General features: G+C 67.6%; 14 protein-coding genes and 1 pseudogene. 7 read left to right on the plus strand and 8 right to left on the minus strand.

Going from position 1 to position 13,623, the window contains the following annotated elements; genetic code table 11:
• A pseudogene (locus BOO71_RS27220) lies at nt 1-301 on the plus strand (IS1 family transposase); the annotation flags it as partial.
• Nucleotides 289-480: a hypothetical protein gene (locus BOO71_RS19980; protein WP_075835374.1), complete on the plus strand. Its 192-nt coding sequence runs from the start codon at nt 289-291 to the stop codon at nt 478-480. The pseudogene BOO71_RS27220 and the gene BOO71_RS19980, both read left to right, overlap by 13 nt.
• A gap of 436 nt (nt 481-916) precedes the next feature.
• On the opposite strand, the gene BOO71_RS19985 is transcribed toward BOO71_RS19980, so the two are convergent.
• Complete coding sequence (locus BOO71_RS19985; protein WP_075835376.1) at nt 917-2,068, minus strand: MFS transporter; 1,152 nt, start codon at nt 2,066-2,068, stop codon at nt 917-919.
• Between the two features lie 43 nt (nt 2,069-2,111).
• Nucleotides 2,112-2,465, minus strand: coding sequence for a hypothetical protein (locus BOO71_RS19990; protein WP_075835378.1), 354 nt, complete (start codon nt 2,463-2,465; stop codon nt 2,112-2,114).
• A gap of 1,136 nt (nt 2,466-3,601) precedes the next feature.
• On the opposite strand from BOO71_RS19990, the gene BOO71_RS19995 reads away from it, so the two are divergent.
• The 4 genes from BOO71_RS19995 to BOO71_RS20010 all read left to right on the plus strand — a co-directional run bounded on the left by BOO71_RS19995 (nt 3,602) and on the right by BOO71_RS20010 (nt 7,310).
• The gene (locus BOO71_RS19995; protein WP_075835380.1) at nt 3,602-4,300 is read left to right on the plus strand and encodes a response regulator transcription factor; all 699 of its coding nucleotides are present in this window, start codon (nt 3,602-3,604) and stop codon (nt 4,298-4,300) included.
• Nucleotides 4,300-5,709 carry a sensor histidine kinase gene (locus BOO71_RS20000; protein WP_083653676.1) on the plus strand — a complete coding sequence of 470 codons (1,410 nt, stop codon included), beginning with the start codon at nt 4,300-4,302 and terminating at the stop codon, nt 5,707-5,709. The genes BOO71_RS19995 and BOO71_RS20000 overlap by 1 nt, the downstream gene beginning before the upstream one ends.
• Before the next feature lie 54 nt (nt 5,710-5,763).
• The gene (locus BOO71_RS20005) at nt 5,764-6,516 is read left to right on the plus strand and encodes a hypothetical protein (RefSeq protein ID WP_075835381.1); all 753 of its coding nucleotides are present in this window, start codon (nt 5,764-5,766) and stop codon (nt 6,514-6,516) included.
• Between the two features lie 248 nt (nt 6,517-6,764).
• Entirely contained in the window at nt 6,765-7,310 is a 546-nt protein-coding gene (locus BOO71_RS20010; RefSeq protein ID WP_075835382.1) for a hypothetical protein, read from the plus strand.
• A 518-nt stretch (nt 7,311-7,828) separates the two neighbouring features.
• Here the strand turns inward: BOO71_RS20010 and BOO71_RS20015 are convergent.
• Genes BOO71_RS20015 through BOO71_RS20040 form a run of 6 tightly spaced genes read right to left on the minus strand, consistent with a single transcriptional unit; the run spans nt 7,829 to nt 13,317 of the window.
• A complete protein-coding gene (locus BOO71_RS20015) occupies nt 7,829-8,635 on the minus strand; it encodes an ABC transporter ATP-binding protein (RefSeq protein WP_075835384.1) in 807 nt (268 codons plus the stop codon).
• The gene (locus BOO71_RS20020) at nt 8,632-9,603 is read right to left on the minus strand and encodes a FecCD family ABC transporter permease (RefSeq protein ID WP_075835394.1); all 972 of its coding nucleotides are present in this window, start codon (nt 9,601-9,603) and stop codon (nt 8,632-8,634) included. The genes BOO71_RS20015 and BOO71_RS20020 overlap by 4 nt, the downstream gene beginning before the upstream one ends.
• Nucleotides 9,604-9,658: 55 nt before the next feature.
• Nucleotides 9,659-10,585 (minus strand): ABC transporter substrate-binding protein, encoded by a 927-nt coding sequence (locus BOO71_RS20025; RefSeq protein WP_075835386.1) that lies wholly within the window; start codon nt 10,583-10,585, stop codon nt 9,659-9,661.
• 31 nt (nt 10,586-10,616) lie between these two features.
• Entirely contained in the window at nt 10,617-11,588 is a 972-nt protein-coding gene (locus BOO71_RS20030; RefSeq protein WP_139323076.1) for a FecCD family ABC transporter permease, read from the minus strand.
• Between the two features lie 44 nt (nt 11,589-11,632).
• Nucleotides 11,633-12,580, minus strand: a complete 948-nt coding sequence (locus BOO71_RS20035) for a sucrase ferredoxin (protein ID WP_075835388.1) — start codon at nt 12,578-12,580, stop codon at nt 11,633-11,635.
• A gap of 2 nt (nt 12,581-12,582) precedes the next feature.
• Nucleotides 12,583-13,317, minus strand: a complete 735-nt coding sequence (locus BOO71_RS20040) for an ABC transporter substrate-binding protein (protein WP_075835390.1) — start codon at nt 13,315-13,317, stop codon at nt 12,583-12,585.
• A 90-nt stretch (nt 13,318-13,407) separates the two neighbouring features.
• Here BOO71_RS20040 and BOO71_RS27225 point away from each other — a divergent pair.
• Nucleotides 13,408-13,623: hypothetical protein (locus BOO71_RS27225; protein WP_139323075.1), on the plus strand; the 216-nt coding region annotated here is incomplete at its 3' end.

Here is a 13,623-nt window from a genome sequence, read left to right on the forward strand (position 1 = left end):
CAACACCTCGGCAGTGGAACGGCACAACGGGACGGCCCGGCGTATGAATCCGCACCAAGTCCGCAGAAGCCTCGCGTTTGCGAGGCTTCCCCACGTCCGTCAGACGGTCAGTGATCTGGTCAATGGGATCTATAACTTCTGTCGGGTGAACCGGAGCCTGCGAGTCAAGTTGAATGAACCGGTGGGGCGTCGTCAATATGCGCAACGGACGCCAGCAATGGCCATCGGGATCACGGACACGGTGTGGAGCGTGCTGCGCCTGCTCAGCACCGTGGTCATGAAGAACCCATGTCGGTCATGATTCCAGCCTTCTACCCGAGCCTGCCAGCGTTTATTTTTTCTCCAATTCGCCTCGCCAACCTGCACGGCGTGATGGGTTGGAATACGGGTGACTTCTCGGTGGAGGCCCTGGCCCGCCTGTCGGTCACGCCCGCTTTTGGCATCAAGCTAAGTGTGCCTGTGGGCGGGCCGGGGCGCTAAGCGCAGCAGGGTGGGAGCGCGCATGGGCGAACAGATGTGCAATCTCCCAGGATCCTCCGACGAACCTGAACAACTGGACGTCATAAGGATTCTGTCTGTTTCGTACAGAAATCGGGACAGCGCCGATTCCTGCACTCCACGCCCGGAACCCGTTCTTCTCCTGCTCACTGTCTTGTCCAGAGCAGCGCCCATGACTGGTACAGCTCGCAGAGAGGACGCTTGGACGCCCGTTCGGATTTCCAGGTGTTTTCAGCATCTTCCAATCGGAGTCTGTATGGGCTGACAGAAAGGAGCGGCCTTCGGGCTGTTTTTCGGTTAATTGGGCGAGGGCCAGTGAGCTTCACGCGCAAGAAGATGAGCAGTGGCTCACCTTCCAGAGGCAGATTCCTGTTCCTGCGGCAGCCATGCTGCTGGGATTCCAGTGGTGGACGCGCGTTCACGCGGCTTCACCCGCCGGGCGTTCGGCGTACACCCGGAACCCGGCGCTCAGGATCAGGCACAGCACGGTCAGGATCAGCGGCAGCGTGAACGCCGCCTGCAAGCCCAGCAGGTGGACGCCGAGACCCACCAGCGGCGGCCCCGCCAGAAAGCCGCCGTAGAACACGGCCGTCATCAGGGCCACGCCCCGCGCCTGCCCGAGCTGCCACGCGGCACTGAAGCCCAGTGGGGCCAGCACCGACAGCCCCAGGCCCACCAGCAGGAATCCGGGCAGGACACTCTGGACACTCCCGGACAGAGAGACGATCAGAAAGCCCACGCTGCCCACCAGTGCGGCGGCGCTGGCCAGCGGCCCGCGTCCGAACCGTGCCGCCAGCCGGTCACCCGCGAGCCGGCCCACCACCATGCTCAGGGCGAAGATGACGAAGCCCCGGCTGGCGATGTCCGGCGTGACGTCCATGACCCCCCGGACGTAGACGGCGGCCCAGTCGCCCACCGCCCCCTCGCACAGCGCCGCGCCGAATCCGGCGGCCAGCAGCAGCAGGAGCAGCGTGCCGGGCCGTGACCGGGCGGTGGACGGCTCCTGCCGAGTCAGGTAACTGGGTAGCCTGAGGGTCAGCCACGCGCCGCAGACCAGGGTCAATGCACTCGCGGCGATCAGGTGGACCGGAAGCGTCACACCCCGGCCCAGCAGGAGCGCGCCCACCAGCGCCCCCAGGAGCGCCCCGATCGAGAACGCCGCATGGAAGCCGGACATGACTGGCCGTTCCAGCCGCTCCTCGAGCCAGGTGCCCAGAGCGTTCATGCTCAGGTCCACGCCGCTGAACCCCGCGCCGTAGACCAGAGCGGCCAGAACCGCCACGGGAAGACTGGGGGCCAGAGGCAGACTGGCCAGGCCGACGGCCATCACGGTCAGGCTGAGGAGCGCCGTGGCCCGGACGCCGAAGCGCCTCATCAGCGCGGTGGCGGGGGGCAGGGCCAGCACGTTGCCCACCACCAGGGCGAACAGCAGCCCGGACAGTTGGGCGGGGTTCAGGGCGTAGCGCTCCTGGACGGCGGGGATCTGGACCGCCCAGGAGGCGAACAGCAGTCCGTTCAGGAAGAACAGGCCCCAGATGGGTCTGATCGCCGCAGCAAGAGGGAGATTCATGAACGGCGCACGAGACGAGAAACCCTACATCCGTTTCCCTGTCTCACCCTCTGCCAGTTCGGGCGAAGGTCATTACTTTGGTGCCCGTGTGGTTCACGCCCACCTGCGGATCACCAATGGCATTTGGGATGATCTTGCCATTCTGGTAGACGGCGGCCACCGAATGTTCGCCGAAATGCGAAGGCCAGTAGGAATTTCCGATGGCCGTCTGCATCGTGAAGTGGATGACGTACCCGTTGCTGCTCGCGTTCCAGCCGACGCTGTCGATGCGGAGCCGATCAACGCGGTTGCGCGGCCATTCGTTCATGCAGCCCGACAGCTTGACGGACTGGCCCTGGGCATTTGAGAAACGGTAAGGGCCGAACAAATTGGCCTTCAGCAGCGTCAGGTATGTCATGGGTTCTCCTTTCCGGGAATAACGTGATGAATGACGGGAGAGGGTTGTGGACAGGGCGCGCATCTCGGAGGACAGCGCGGTGTCCAGCAGGACATGTCGGCCTGCCCGGTCCTGACCAGATAAAGCTATACCGCGTCTGGGACATTGATTTCGAAGACGGTCTAGGTCTGGCCCAGACTGAAAGCACAGCGGTCAAGTGAGCAACAAGATTTTATGAATCACCACGGTTCTGGCTGACTGCCCCGTCTGTCTCGCGTCTGCTTCAGTGCTCTTGAGCGCCCGGCTGTTTCAAGGCATCGAACAGCGGTACGCCGCATGCTGGTCATGAGCCAGCAGACCGCGCACGAGGCCATTTCCGCCGCGCCGTTGCCTGCGCAAATCGAGTGGGCGGAAGGTGAGTTTCAGAAGTCCTCCCGATACGCTCATACGGACTCCGATGAGAAGGTGTTGAAAATACCTGAAAATCCGAGTGGGACTCGCAGAGCTGCGCCGCAGAGGAGCAGCGTCCTCATGGGCGTCTGTTCGCGACGATGGCGAGAGGGAGAAAAACGGGTTCCGGGCATGGAGTGCAGGAATCGGCGCTGTTCCGATTCCTGCCGCGTTACAAACGGAATCCGTATCAGGCGTCCCCGAGGCCCACCGGGTCCGGGCGTGGAGGCTTGTGGCGCAGTGTGGCGCAGCGCGGGGCTGGCCTACGGCGCTCTGCGCCTTCCATCACCTATCACCTGGGTCAGGCCGAGAACGCCCGGATGAGGCCCTGACAGCGGGCCGAGCGCTGCCGCCAACCCTGCGAAGCCGCCCCCTGCTGCTCACGGTCCGGCAGACCGCCGGAAGTCCGCACGCGTCAGGTCAGCGGCGCGGCGTCGATGTCGCCGTGCAGGTCGGCACCCCGGCTACGCCAGCCTTGCAGTTGGTGAGAACCGCGTTATAGGCACTGGGATTGACGGGCGCAGCAGTTGAGGGATACAAACGAAACGGGGATATTGCCGCCACTTTCGTGCTGTCCTTCACAAGTCGGTGCTGAGTCTGGCCCTCTGGAGGCCAAGCCCAGACCCAGCACCGCTTGACGGCGATCCGGTGACGGCACATGGGGCCAGTCCCCCCGTGCCGTCCTGTGCGCCGCTACAGTAACGGGCATGGCCGAACCGCCCCTGCCCCCGTCCACCGTGTTGATCGTGGAGGATGACCCGGCCATCGGCGAGCTGCTCGAACTGGGCTTCGGGTACGAGGGCTTTACCGCCGTGCGCGCCCGCTCAGGCGGCGAGGCGCTGGAGCAGTTCGCCCGCTCCCGCCCCGACATGATCATTCTGGATCTGGGGTTGCCGGGTCTGGACGGCAGCGCTGTACTGCGGGCCGTGCGCGAACGCGGCGACACGCCCGTGCTGGTCCTCACCGCCCGCGACGGCGTGGATGAGCGGATCGCCCACCTTCAGGCCGGGGCCGACGATTACCTGGTCAAGCCCTTCGTCTTCGGCGAGCTGATGGCCCGTGTGCGCGCAGTGCTGCGCCGCTCGCAGCCGCAGGCGGGCGCCGTTCTCGGCTACACCGATCTCCAGCTCGATGTCCATCTGCGCGAGGCGCGGCGGGCCGGACGGGTCATGGACCTCAGCCCGCGCGCCCTGGACGTGTTGGAAACCTTTCTGCGCTACCCGGAGCGGGTGCTGTCCAAGGCGGCGCTGCTGGACAGCGTGTGGGGAGCGGGCTTTATGGGCGACGACAACATCGTGGAGGTCTACGTGCGCCAGCTCCGCCGCGCGCTGGGCCAGCCGCAACTGCTGTACACCGTGCGCGGCTCCGGGTATGTGCTGCGGCTGCGAGCACCGGAGCCGACTTGATGTCTGGCCTGAGCCTGCGTGGACGACTGCTGGGCGTGCTGCTGGGGTTGCTGCTGGCCGCCCTGCTCCCGCTGGGGCTGTACCTGAACGCCCGCATCGGCAACTTTGCCCAGGAGCAGGCGGCCCGCGCGCTCTCCGGTCAACTGGCGGTGGTGGCGCGTGACCAAGAACGCAGCGCGCTGGACGGCGACGGGCTGCTGCTGTTGCAGTACGAGGTCTTCAGCCTGGCCCTGTCCAGCGGCACCTGGGGCGTAATCGTCACGCCTCGGCAGACCCTTTTTTCCGACAGCGGCACGCATCCCCGCCCGCCTGCTGAGGCGGTTCAGAACGTGCTGGATACAGGCGCGGGCCAGTGGAATGGCCTGCAACTGGCCCGCGCGGGCAAGGCGGTGATCGGCCTGGCCGTGCGTCAGGAGGAGGTGAGCGCCCTGCGCGTCGACGTGCTACGCACGTATGCGCTGGGCGCGGCCCTGGCCTTCATACTGGCGGCGGGGATCGGCGCGGCATTGTTGCGGCTGGGCCTGTCGCCGCTGCGGGCCATGGCGCGGCGCAGCGCAGGGCTGACGGCAGCCTCGCTCTCCGAGCGGCTGCCCGTGCCGCAGGCCCGCGACGAGGTGCAGACGCTGGCGCTGACCCTGAACGCCATGCTGGCCCGCCTGGAGGACGCCTTCATGCGGCTGGAGGCCGCCGAGGAGCGCACCCGCCAGTTCGCGGCAGACGCCAGTCATGAGCTGCGGACACCGATCACGTCCCTGAGCGCGGGCCTGGAGCTGCTGGAAAAGGTGGGCGACGATCCGGCGGCGCGCACGAGGTTGCTGCTCAGCCTGCGCCGCGAGGCCCGCCGCGCCGGGCGGCTGGTGGGTGATCTGCTTGACCTCAACCGCCTGGAGGCAGGTGAGCCGCTCCGGCCCGAACTTATTGATCTGAGCGCTCTGCTGAACAATCTGGCCCGTACGGCGGCAGACCTGGCCCCGCAGATGACGGTGCGCGCCGAGGGTGAGGCTGGGGTGGAGTCAGCGCCGGTCTGGGCAGACCGCGCCCGGCTGGAAGACGCCCTGTGGAACCTGATCCGCAACGCGGTGGCTGCCTCGCCCCCTGGCAGCGAGATCGTGCTGTGGAACAGGCGCGAGGGCGACGGTAGCGCGCTGGGTGTCCGCAATCCGGGCGAACTGGGTGCCGAGCTGCTGCCACGCGTGTTTGACCGTTTCGTGCGCGGCCAGTCCTCTGGCGAACAGGCGAGCGAGGGCAGCGGCCTGGGCCTCGCCATCGTGCGGGCCACGGCACTGGCGCACGGCGGCGACGTGCTGGCCCGCAACCTGCCCGGCGGCGGGGTGGAGGTGGGCCTGACCCTACCCGCATTCAGCCCGCGTTCAGCTTCGCTCCCTGAAGCGTTCAGCGCGCGCGACTAGCTTTGCGCCTTGAAGGGCGGACAGCTCCACCTCCCCGCCCGTCGAGGAGTTCCTATGAATGCACCCACGAACAAGACCAGGTCCATACTGATCGCCACCCTGCTGCTGGGCCTGGGAGCCAGCGCCCTGGCGGACGGCGGCGCCCCCATCCCACCCACGTCCATCCAGCCGACAGCTCCGCAGACCGCCGTACCCGGCGTCACCCTTCAGGCCCAGCCTGCGCCCACCGCCCGGCCCACGCCCCCCTCCCCCGGTCAGGCGGGCGCTCCTGATCAGCACGGACCACGCGGTGGACATGGCCCTCGCAGCGCTGGCCCCGGTCAGATGGCCCCCTGTGCGCCCGGCGCAGGCATGGCGATGAGGCCCACACCTGTTGACCCCACCACCCCTGGACGCGCCCGGCCCACCCCGCCCGCGTCTGGCACGGCCCTGTCCACCACCCCTGGCACAACCTCCGCCCAGCCTGCTGCGCCAAAAGCCCCGAAGGGCGACAAGATGGACCAGGGCCTGGGCAAGGGCAACAAGGGCGAGGTTTGCCCGCCTGCCCCCAGGGGAATGGAACAGGGTCAGCCTCAGCCCGGCGCGGCAGCTCCCGGCCAGTCCAGCCTCAATCCTGCGCCCGCTGCCCGTGATCTGAGCCGCCTGGACCGCCTGACCGCGCAGACCAGCGACGCCCGTATTCGCGGCTACCTGAACGACGCCCGCACCTACCTCCAGAGCGCCAGCAAGGCGCAGCAAAAGGCGGGCCGCGATCTGCTCCACGCCGCCGAGGCGCTGGTGAACGGCATTCAAACGCCGCAGCGCTGACCTGTCAGCCGGGCGTCACCGCCCTCCCCTAGAATCTGAAGTGCGCCGGACACCGTGAATCACGGCCCGTCTGGACGCACTTCTCTCTTTTTGTTCCCTGGAGCGTGCCCTGTGATACGGATTCCGTTTGTTTCGTGTAGAAATCGGGACAGCGCCGATTCCTACACTCCACGTCCGGCACCCGTTTTCTTCCTGCTCACTCCGTTCGGATTTCCAGGTGTCTCCAACACCTTTCAATCGGAGTTCATATGAGAACCCTGCTGCTTGCCCTCTTGCTGATTCTGCCGCTGTCGTTCGCGTCGGCGCAGGGTGGGCGTCCACCCAGGCCGCCCCCACCCCCGCAGACCGAGCTGGCAGGCTTTGCCGAGGCGGCGGGCTACCTGGTGCGGGCGCGGGCCATCGCGGCGGCACTCAGCCCTGGCGTGCCACAGGCGCAGAACACGCCAGGCGGGCCACGGCTGAGCGTCCCACTGCTCTACGGGGGCCGGGCGGTGGCGCAGGTCTTCGTGACCCCGGACGGTCAACCCGTGCCGCGCGGGCAGGAGGGATTCCTGGCGATGGGCAGGGGGCTGAAAGGCGGCGCGCAGGCCACATTAAAGGCGCAGGTAGCGGCCCTCACGGTGTCCAGTCTGGCGCGGGTGATGGGGCCGCAGATTCACTGTTACCTGCTGCTGGACGCCCAGGTGGTCACGGAACTGCGCTTTGACCGCCAGACCGGGGAGCTGCTGGAAGACCGGGGGCCGCCCGGCAAAGACGACAAGAACAAGAAAGGGCCGGGGCCGGGCAAGCCCTGAATGACGCGGTGACAGAGCTTTTGTCAAAAGAGTTGTTCACTTTTGACCGAACGGAGTGAGTGAATTCCGCTGAGCATTTGGGACTGGTACAGCTCCGAAGGAGAGAATGGAAGCGTCAGGAGTCACTTTTCCTGATGCTGTAATTCGGACAAATGCTCTAGTGGCGGGCGGCAGGCACGGAGTGTCTCCCAGTTTCTGGGCTGGGCCTGTCTCTGGGCGATGCAATGGCGAGGTCTACCCTTTCATACGGGTTCCGTTTGCAACGCGGCAGGAATCGGGACAGCGCCGATCCCTCCACTCCACGCCCGGAACCCGTCCTTCTCGCTCTCGTCATGAACAGACTGTCGTCGTGGGATAGCACCCGTATGGGGCTACTCCTCCCCATGACTGGGACAGCTCGAAGAGAGGACGCTCTTCCTCTGCGGCGCAGCTCTGCGAGTCTGTCGTCATGAACAGACGCCCATGAGGACGCTATTCCTCCCACTCGGATTTTCAACACCTTCTCATCGGAGTCCGTATCAGCGCGTCAGCGCATACGGAATGATGTAGGGCCGCCCGGTGTCCGGGTCACTCAGAATGTGGGCCTTGAGGTTGAACACGTCGGCCAGCAGTTCCGGCGTCAGCACGTCCTCGGGACGGCCCTGGGCGTAGACCTCGCCCCCCTGCATGGCGATGATCTCGTCGCTGTAGCGCACGGCCTGGTTCAGCTCATGCAGCACCATCACCACCGTCTTGCCCTGTTCGCGGTTCAGGCGCTGGGCCAGTTGCAGCACCTCCAACTGGTGCGACAGATCCAGGTACGTGGTGGGTTCGTCCAGCAGCAGGATCTCGGTCTGCTGGGCCAGGCTCATGGCGATCCAGGCGCGTTGCCGCTGCCCGCCCGACAGGGCTTCCAGCGGGCGGCCCGCGAAGATGGTCATGCCCGTCTGGGACAGCGCCCAGGCCACGGCCTCGCGGTCTTCAGGGCGGCGCACGGGGAAGCGGCCCTGATGCGGGTGGCGGCCAAACCAGACCAGTTCCTCCACCGACAGGCCCTCGGGCGCGGTGGGTCCCTGCGGCAGGATCGCCAGCCGCCGCGCCACCTCCTTGCTGGGCAGGCTGTGCAGCGCCTGACCGTACAGCTCCACGTTGCCCCCCGTCACGGGCCGCAGCCGTGCCAGCGCCCGCAGCAGCGTGCTTTTGCCGCAGCCGTTGGGGCCGATGATGCTGGTGACCAGTCCCCCCTTCAGGCTCAGGTTCAGGTGCGGCACGATGACGGACGTGCCGTAAGCCAGTTTCAGATCATGCGTGGAGAGTGGAAAGGCGGGGGTTTCAGGACGGGTCATGCGCTCCTTCTGAGCAGATACAGGAAATACGGTGCGCCCACCAGCGTGGTAAAGATGCCTGCCGGAACCTCCAGCGGCGGCAGCAACGCGCGGCCCAGCGTGTCGGCGGCCAGCACCAGCAGCGCCCCCAGCAGCATACTCACCGGCAGCATCCGCCCGTGCTTTGCGCCCACCAGCAGCCGCGCCAGATGCGGGGCCAGCAGCCCCACGAAACCCAGGATGCCCGCCCCGGTCACGGCGGCCCCAGCCAGCGCCACCCCCACGCCCAGCGAAAGCAGCCGGGCTGGATTGACCCGCGTTCCCAAGCCTGTTGCCAGGTCTTCCCCCAGATTCAGCACGTCCAGCGTGCGGGCCAGCAGCAATGCGGCGGGCAGCAGCACCAGCGCCCACGGCAGGACGCGCCACAGCCGCACTGAATCTGCGCCGTAGACCGTGCCCGCCAGAAAGGTCAGCGCCGCGCCCAGGCCATCGGGCGCACGCACCAGCACCAGTTGCTGCGCGGCCCCCAGCGCCGCAGCCACCGCCACGCCCACCAGCGCCAGCCGCACCGGATGCAGACCTTCTGCCCCGCGCCACTCGCGCGACAGCAGCAGCACCAGGCCAAAGCCGCCCCACGCTCCAGCCAGTGCGGCCCACGGCAGACCCCCCGGAGGTGCAGCGGGCCAGGCCAGCAAAAAGACGGTGGCGGCCAGCCCCGCCCCGGCCCCCACGCCGATGATGTCCGGCGAGGCCAGCGGGTTGCGGATCACGCCCTGCATCATGGCCCCCGACGCGGCGAACATCGCGCCGCACAGCAGCGAGACGCCCACGCGCGGCAGGCGCAGGTCCAGCACCAGTTGGCGGGTCAGCTCGTCGCCGCCGCCCCACAGCGTGGCCCAGACCTGGGCCGCCGGGGTGGCCACCGCGCCCAGGCCCAGCGCCAGCACTGCCAGCACGGTGGTCAGGGCGGCCAGCACCCCGGCCACCATCAGGGCGCGGGCGTTGGTGTAGCGGGGAGAGAGAGGCAAGGTCACGGCGCGGTCATCACTTGCCGCTGTAAGCGGTGGGCGGGACGGCGTCAGACAGCAGGCGGCTTTCAATCGCCTGGGCCACCATCAGTTTCAGGGCAAGCGGGCCGCGTCCGCGCGTCCAGTTGTCCCGGTCAAAGACGTACACGCGCCCGCGCTGCACGGCGCTCAGCTTCTGCCACAGCGGGCTTTTCTTCCATTCCTCGGTGATGGGCGTCTCGTCCGGCGCGGTGAACAGCACCAGCGTCTGCGGGTTCAGCGCCACCAGCCCTTCCAGCGAGATTTCATACTGCGTCTGATCGCCCTTGGGACTCAGCGCGTTCCTGCGGCCCAGCGCCTCCAGAAAGCTGCCCACGAAGCTGTCGTTGCTGTGCACCGTGAAAGAGCGCGGCGTGGCGACGGCGGCCACGAAGTCGGGAGCATTCTTCTTCGCAAACGCTCTAGCCTTGCGAATCAGGCCCTGCTGATCGGCCAGCAGTTGTTTCGCGGCGGCCTCGCGGCCCACCAGTTGCCCGATTGCCAGGGTCTGCGCGTTCAGGTCATCCAGGCTGCCACGCCGACTCTGGAAGGCGGCGGTGGGGGCCAGTTTCGCGAGTTGCGGGTAAATCTCACCCTGCACGAAGGCGTCGGCGAGGATCAGTTGCGGGCGCAGGGCGGCGATGGCCTCCAAGCTGGGCTGGGCGCGGCTGCCGACAGCCGGAATTTTCGCCGTGCGGGCGCGGAGGTAGGGCGGTGCGCCCCGGTCTCCGCCCTGCGTGCCCAGGCTTGCGCCCGCCGGAGTGACGCCCAGCGCCAGCAGCGTGTCGATGAACGAGTATTCCAGCGCCACCACACGCTTGACCGGTGCAGGCAGTTCCAGCGTGCCGCGCTCATGCTTGACGGTCAGTGCCAGCGTGGAGGACAGGAGGGCCAGGGCGGATAGAGACAGGAGTTTTGATTTCATGGAGAACCTCGGAGAGTTTGACAGGAGAGGGCTAAGCTCTGCGCCCGATGCGCCGTGCCAGCAGCACGAAAAACGGCGCTCCGGCGGCAGCCACCAGAATGCCCACGGGGGTTTCGGCGGGACGGTCGATCAGGCGGGCGGCGATGTCGGCCAGGATCAGGAACGCGGCGCCCAGCAGGGCGGCCAGCGGCAGGCTCAGGCGGTGATCGGACCCCATCAGGGCGCGGGCGGCGTGCGGGATGATCAGGCCCACGAAGCCGATCGGCCCCACCACGCTGACCGAACCGGCGGCGAGCAACACGCCCAGCCCGGTGATCATGGCGCTGTCACGGGCAGCGCTGGCCCCCAGGCCCCTCGCCACATCCTCGCCCAGCGCCAGCACGTTGACGCGTGAAGCCAGCAGCAACGCCAGCATCAGCCCCAGCCCCAGCCACGGCGCAACCTGCCACAGTTGCTCCCAGGTGCGCCCTGCCACCGAGCCGGACAGCGCGAACAGCGCCCCCTGGGCGCGGGTTTCAAACAGAATCTGCACCGCGCGGGTGGCCGCGCCCAGCAAGTAGGCCACCGCCACCCCGGCCAGCGCCAGCCGCAAGGGAGTAAGGCCCACACTTCTGGCCGCGCTGTACGCCGCCGCTGCCGCCGCCGCCCCGCCCACGAAGGCGGCAGGCACGAACAGCACGCTGGGCGCAGCCGGGAAGAAGACCACCATGATCAGAATGGCGAACGCCCCGCCCGCTTCCACGCCCAGGATGCCCGGATCGGCCAGCGGATTGCGCGTGACCCCCTGAAGCAGCAGGCCCGAGACCGCCAGCGCTGCCCCCGCCAGGCCCGCCACCAGCGTGCGCGGCAGCCGCAACGCGTGAACCACCAGGCTGTCGGTGCTGTCGTCGGGGGCCAGCAGCAGCCCGGCCACCCGCGCCAGAGAGATCTCGCTGGCCCCCAGCGCCAGGGAGGCCAGCAGCGCCAGCACCAGCACCGCCGCTGCGCCAGTGAACAGCAGCACCCGCCCGGACAGGCGCGGCGCGGCTTTCTGAGCGGTGTTCGTGGTCAAGCCGTGGCCTGCGTCTCCAGGCTGACCTGGCCCAGTTGCCACTGCTTCACGTCGCCCAGACCCGGCTTGTGGCTGGAGCCGGGAATTTTCAAGGATGGTGCGGGCGAGATTTCTGCGCGGGCAAGACCACTTGTGCCGTCCAACTCAAAATGGAGCGTGACCGTCTCCCCGCTGACCTCGGCCCGGCGCTGCGCCCGCAGCCAGTTCCAGCCGTGGCGAACCAGCAGTTCGCGGTCAAGCACCTGCGCCAGCGCGGGCACTCCAGCAAAGCCACGCAAATGCTGGGCGACTTCAGCCGGCTGGACTTCGCGGCGGGCCACCTGCACGGCCAGTTCCGGGGTCAGGTGTGCCCACAGGTAGCCGCTCGGCAACTCCACGGCCGTCGCGGCCAGCCGGTGACCGCCAAAATGCCCGGTGCGCCAGCTTCGCAGTCCGGCGGCTTGCAAGGCGGCGTAGACGGGAACGCCGTAGCGCCCGCAGGCCGCGTCCACCGTGCCGTGCGTGCAGACGTGAAGGTCTGGACCGGAGGGAGGACGGTCCACCGCCTGCCAGCCGCCCAGATTCTCCGGCTCCAGCAGCGTGTCGGTCAATCCCCGTGCCCACTCGGACTGGGGCCATTCCGACTGGTAATCGCGCCGCCCATACCCGCCCGGCCCGCGCGTATAGTGCCGCACCCGCAGCGGCTGACCTGCCCGCGCCGGGGCGCTCATCAGCAGGCCGAAGCCCGCGCCGGACGCCTCCACCTTGCCGCGCAGGCGTTCAAAGACGCCGCCCTGCTCCGCCGTCCAGTTTGCCACGTCGCGCAGCCGCGCCCACACCGGCACGTCCAGTTCCAGCACGGTGACCTCCTGCCAGTGCGGGGCCGTGCCAATCGGGTCTTCCCCGGCGGCGCGGGAGGCGTCGGAGCAGAGTTGAAGTTTGGGGGTGCGGGTCTGGGTTGCCATGCTCAGCGGCCCAGCAGATTGTCGCGGATGCCGTTCGCCAGCGTGAGCGCGCTCAGGGGACCACCGAAGGTCCAGGTGCGTTCGTCCAGCGCGTAGGCGCGGTTGGCCTTGACGAAGGGCAGGCCCTGCCACAGCGGCTTGAGACTGGGCGCGGCGAACACCGCGTCCTCGCGCTGGGTGATGTACAGGAAGTTCCTGGTCTTCAGTCCGGCCAGGGCTTCCAGGCTGACCTCGGAAAAGCCGTAGGGCTGGGCCTGGGCCGTCCAGGCGTTGACCAGACCCAGCCGCTCCATCACCTGACTGACCATGCTGTTTTTGGTGAACAGCCGCATGGTGGGGCTTCCCCCGCCCCCGGTGTACGCCTGCGCGAACACCACGCTCTCGCCCGCGCGCCCCGCCGCCTTCAGGTCACGTTTTACGCGGTCCAGGCGGGCGTCCAGGTTGCTCAGCACCTGCCGGGCGGTGCCGCCTCGTCCCAGCACCGCGCCGATCTGGCTGAAGGTGGAGCGCATCTCGCCGTACTGAGATTCGCCGCCGTAGGCGTCAAACGCCAGGGTGGGCGCAATGGCCGAGAGCTGCGCGTAGTTCTGGGCCGCGCGCAACCGGGCGGTGATGATCAGGTCCGGCTTCAGGGCGCGGATTTTTTCCAGGCTGGGTTGTTGCCGGGTCCCGACATCCTGCACATTGGCCGACAGGCTGACCGGAATCCTGACCCATTCGCCGTAACCTTTGATCAAGAGTTTCCAGTCAAAGCCTGAGTGCCGTCGGCAACGCAGAGCGCAGCGACAGAACTTGAAAAAGTACGGTCACTGCGCTCTTTTGGCGAGATGTCTACGTTTCGTCCGTCTAGCATAGCCTTTGCCTTCATCACGGGTCTGTTGAGCCGCACCTGTGCGGCTCAGGAAGTCGCTGCCCTGACGCCGCTCTGTCCCAGTCAGGTGAGTGCCGCGCTGAGTCAACGCACCTTCTGGAGTGACACCGATCTGGCCGAATGGGCGAAATCGGCACCAGAAGGTGCGTATCTGGCCTTTGACTTCACTGTC

The organism is Deinococcus marmoris (assembly GCF_001949125.1).
GTDB classification, from domain to species: domain Bacteria; phylum Deinococcota; class Deinococci; order Deinococcales; family Deinococcaceae; genus Deinococcus; species Deinococcus marmoris_A.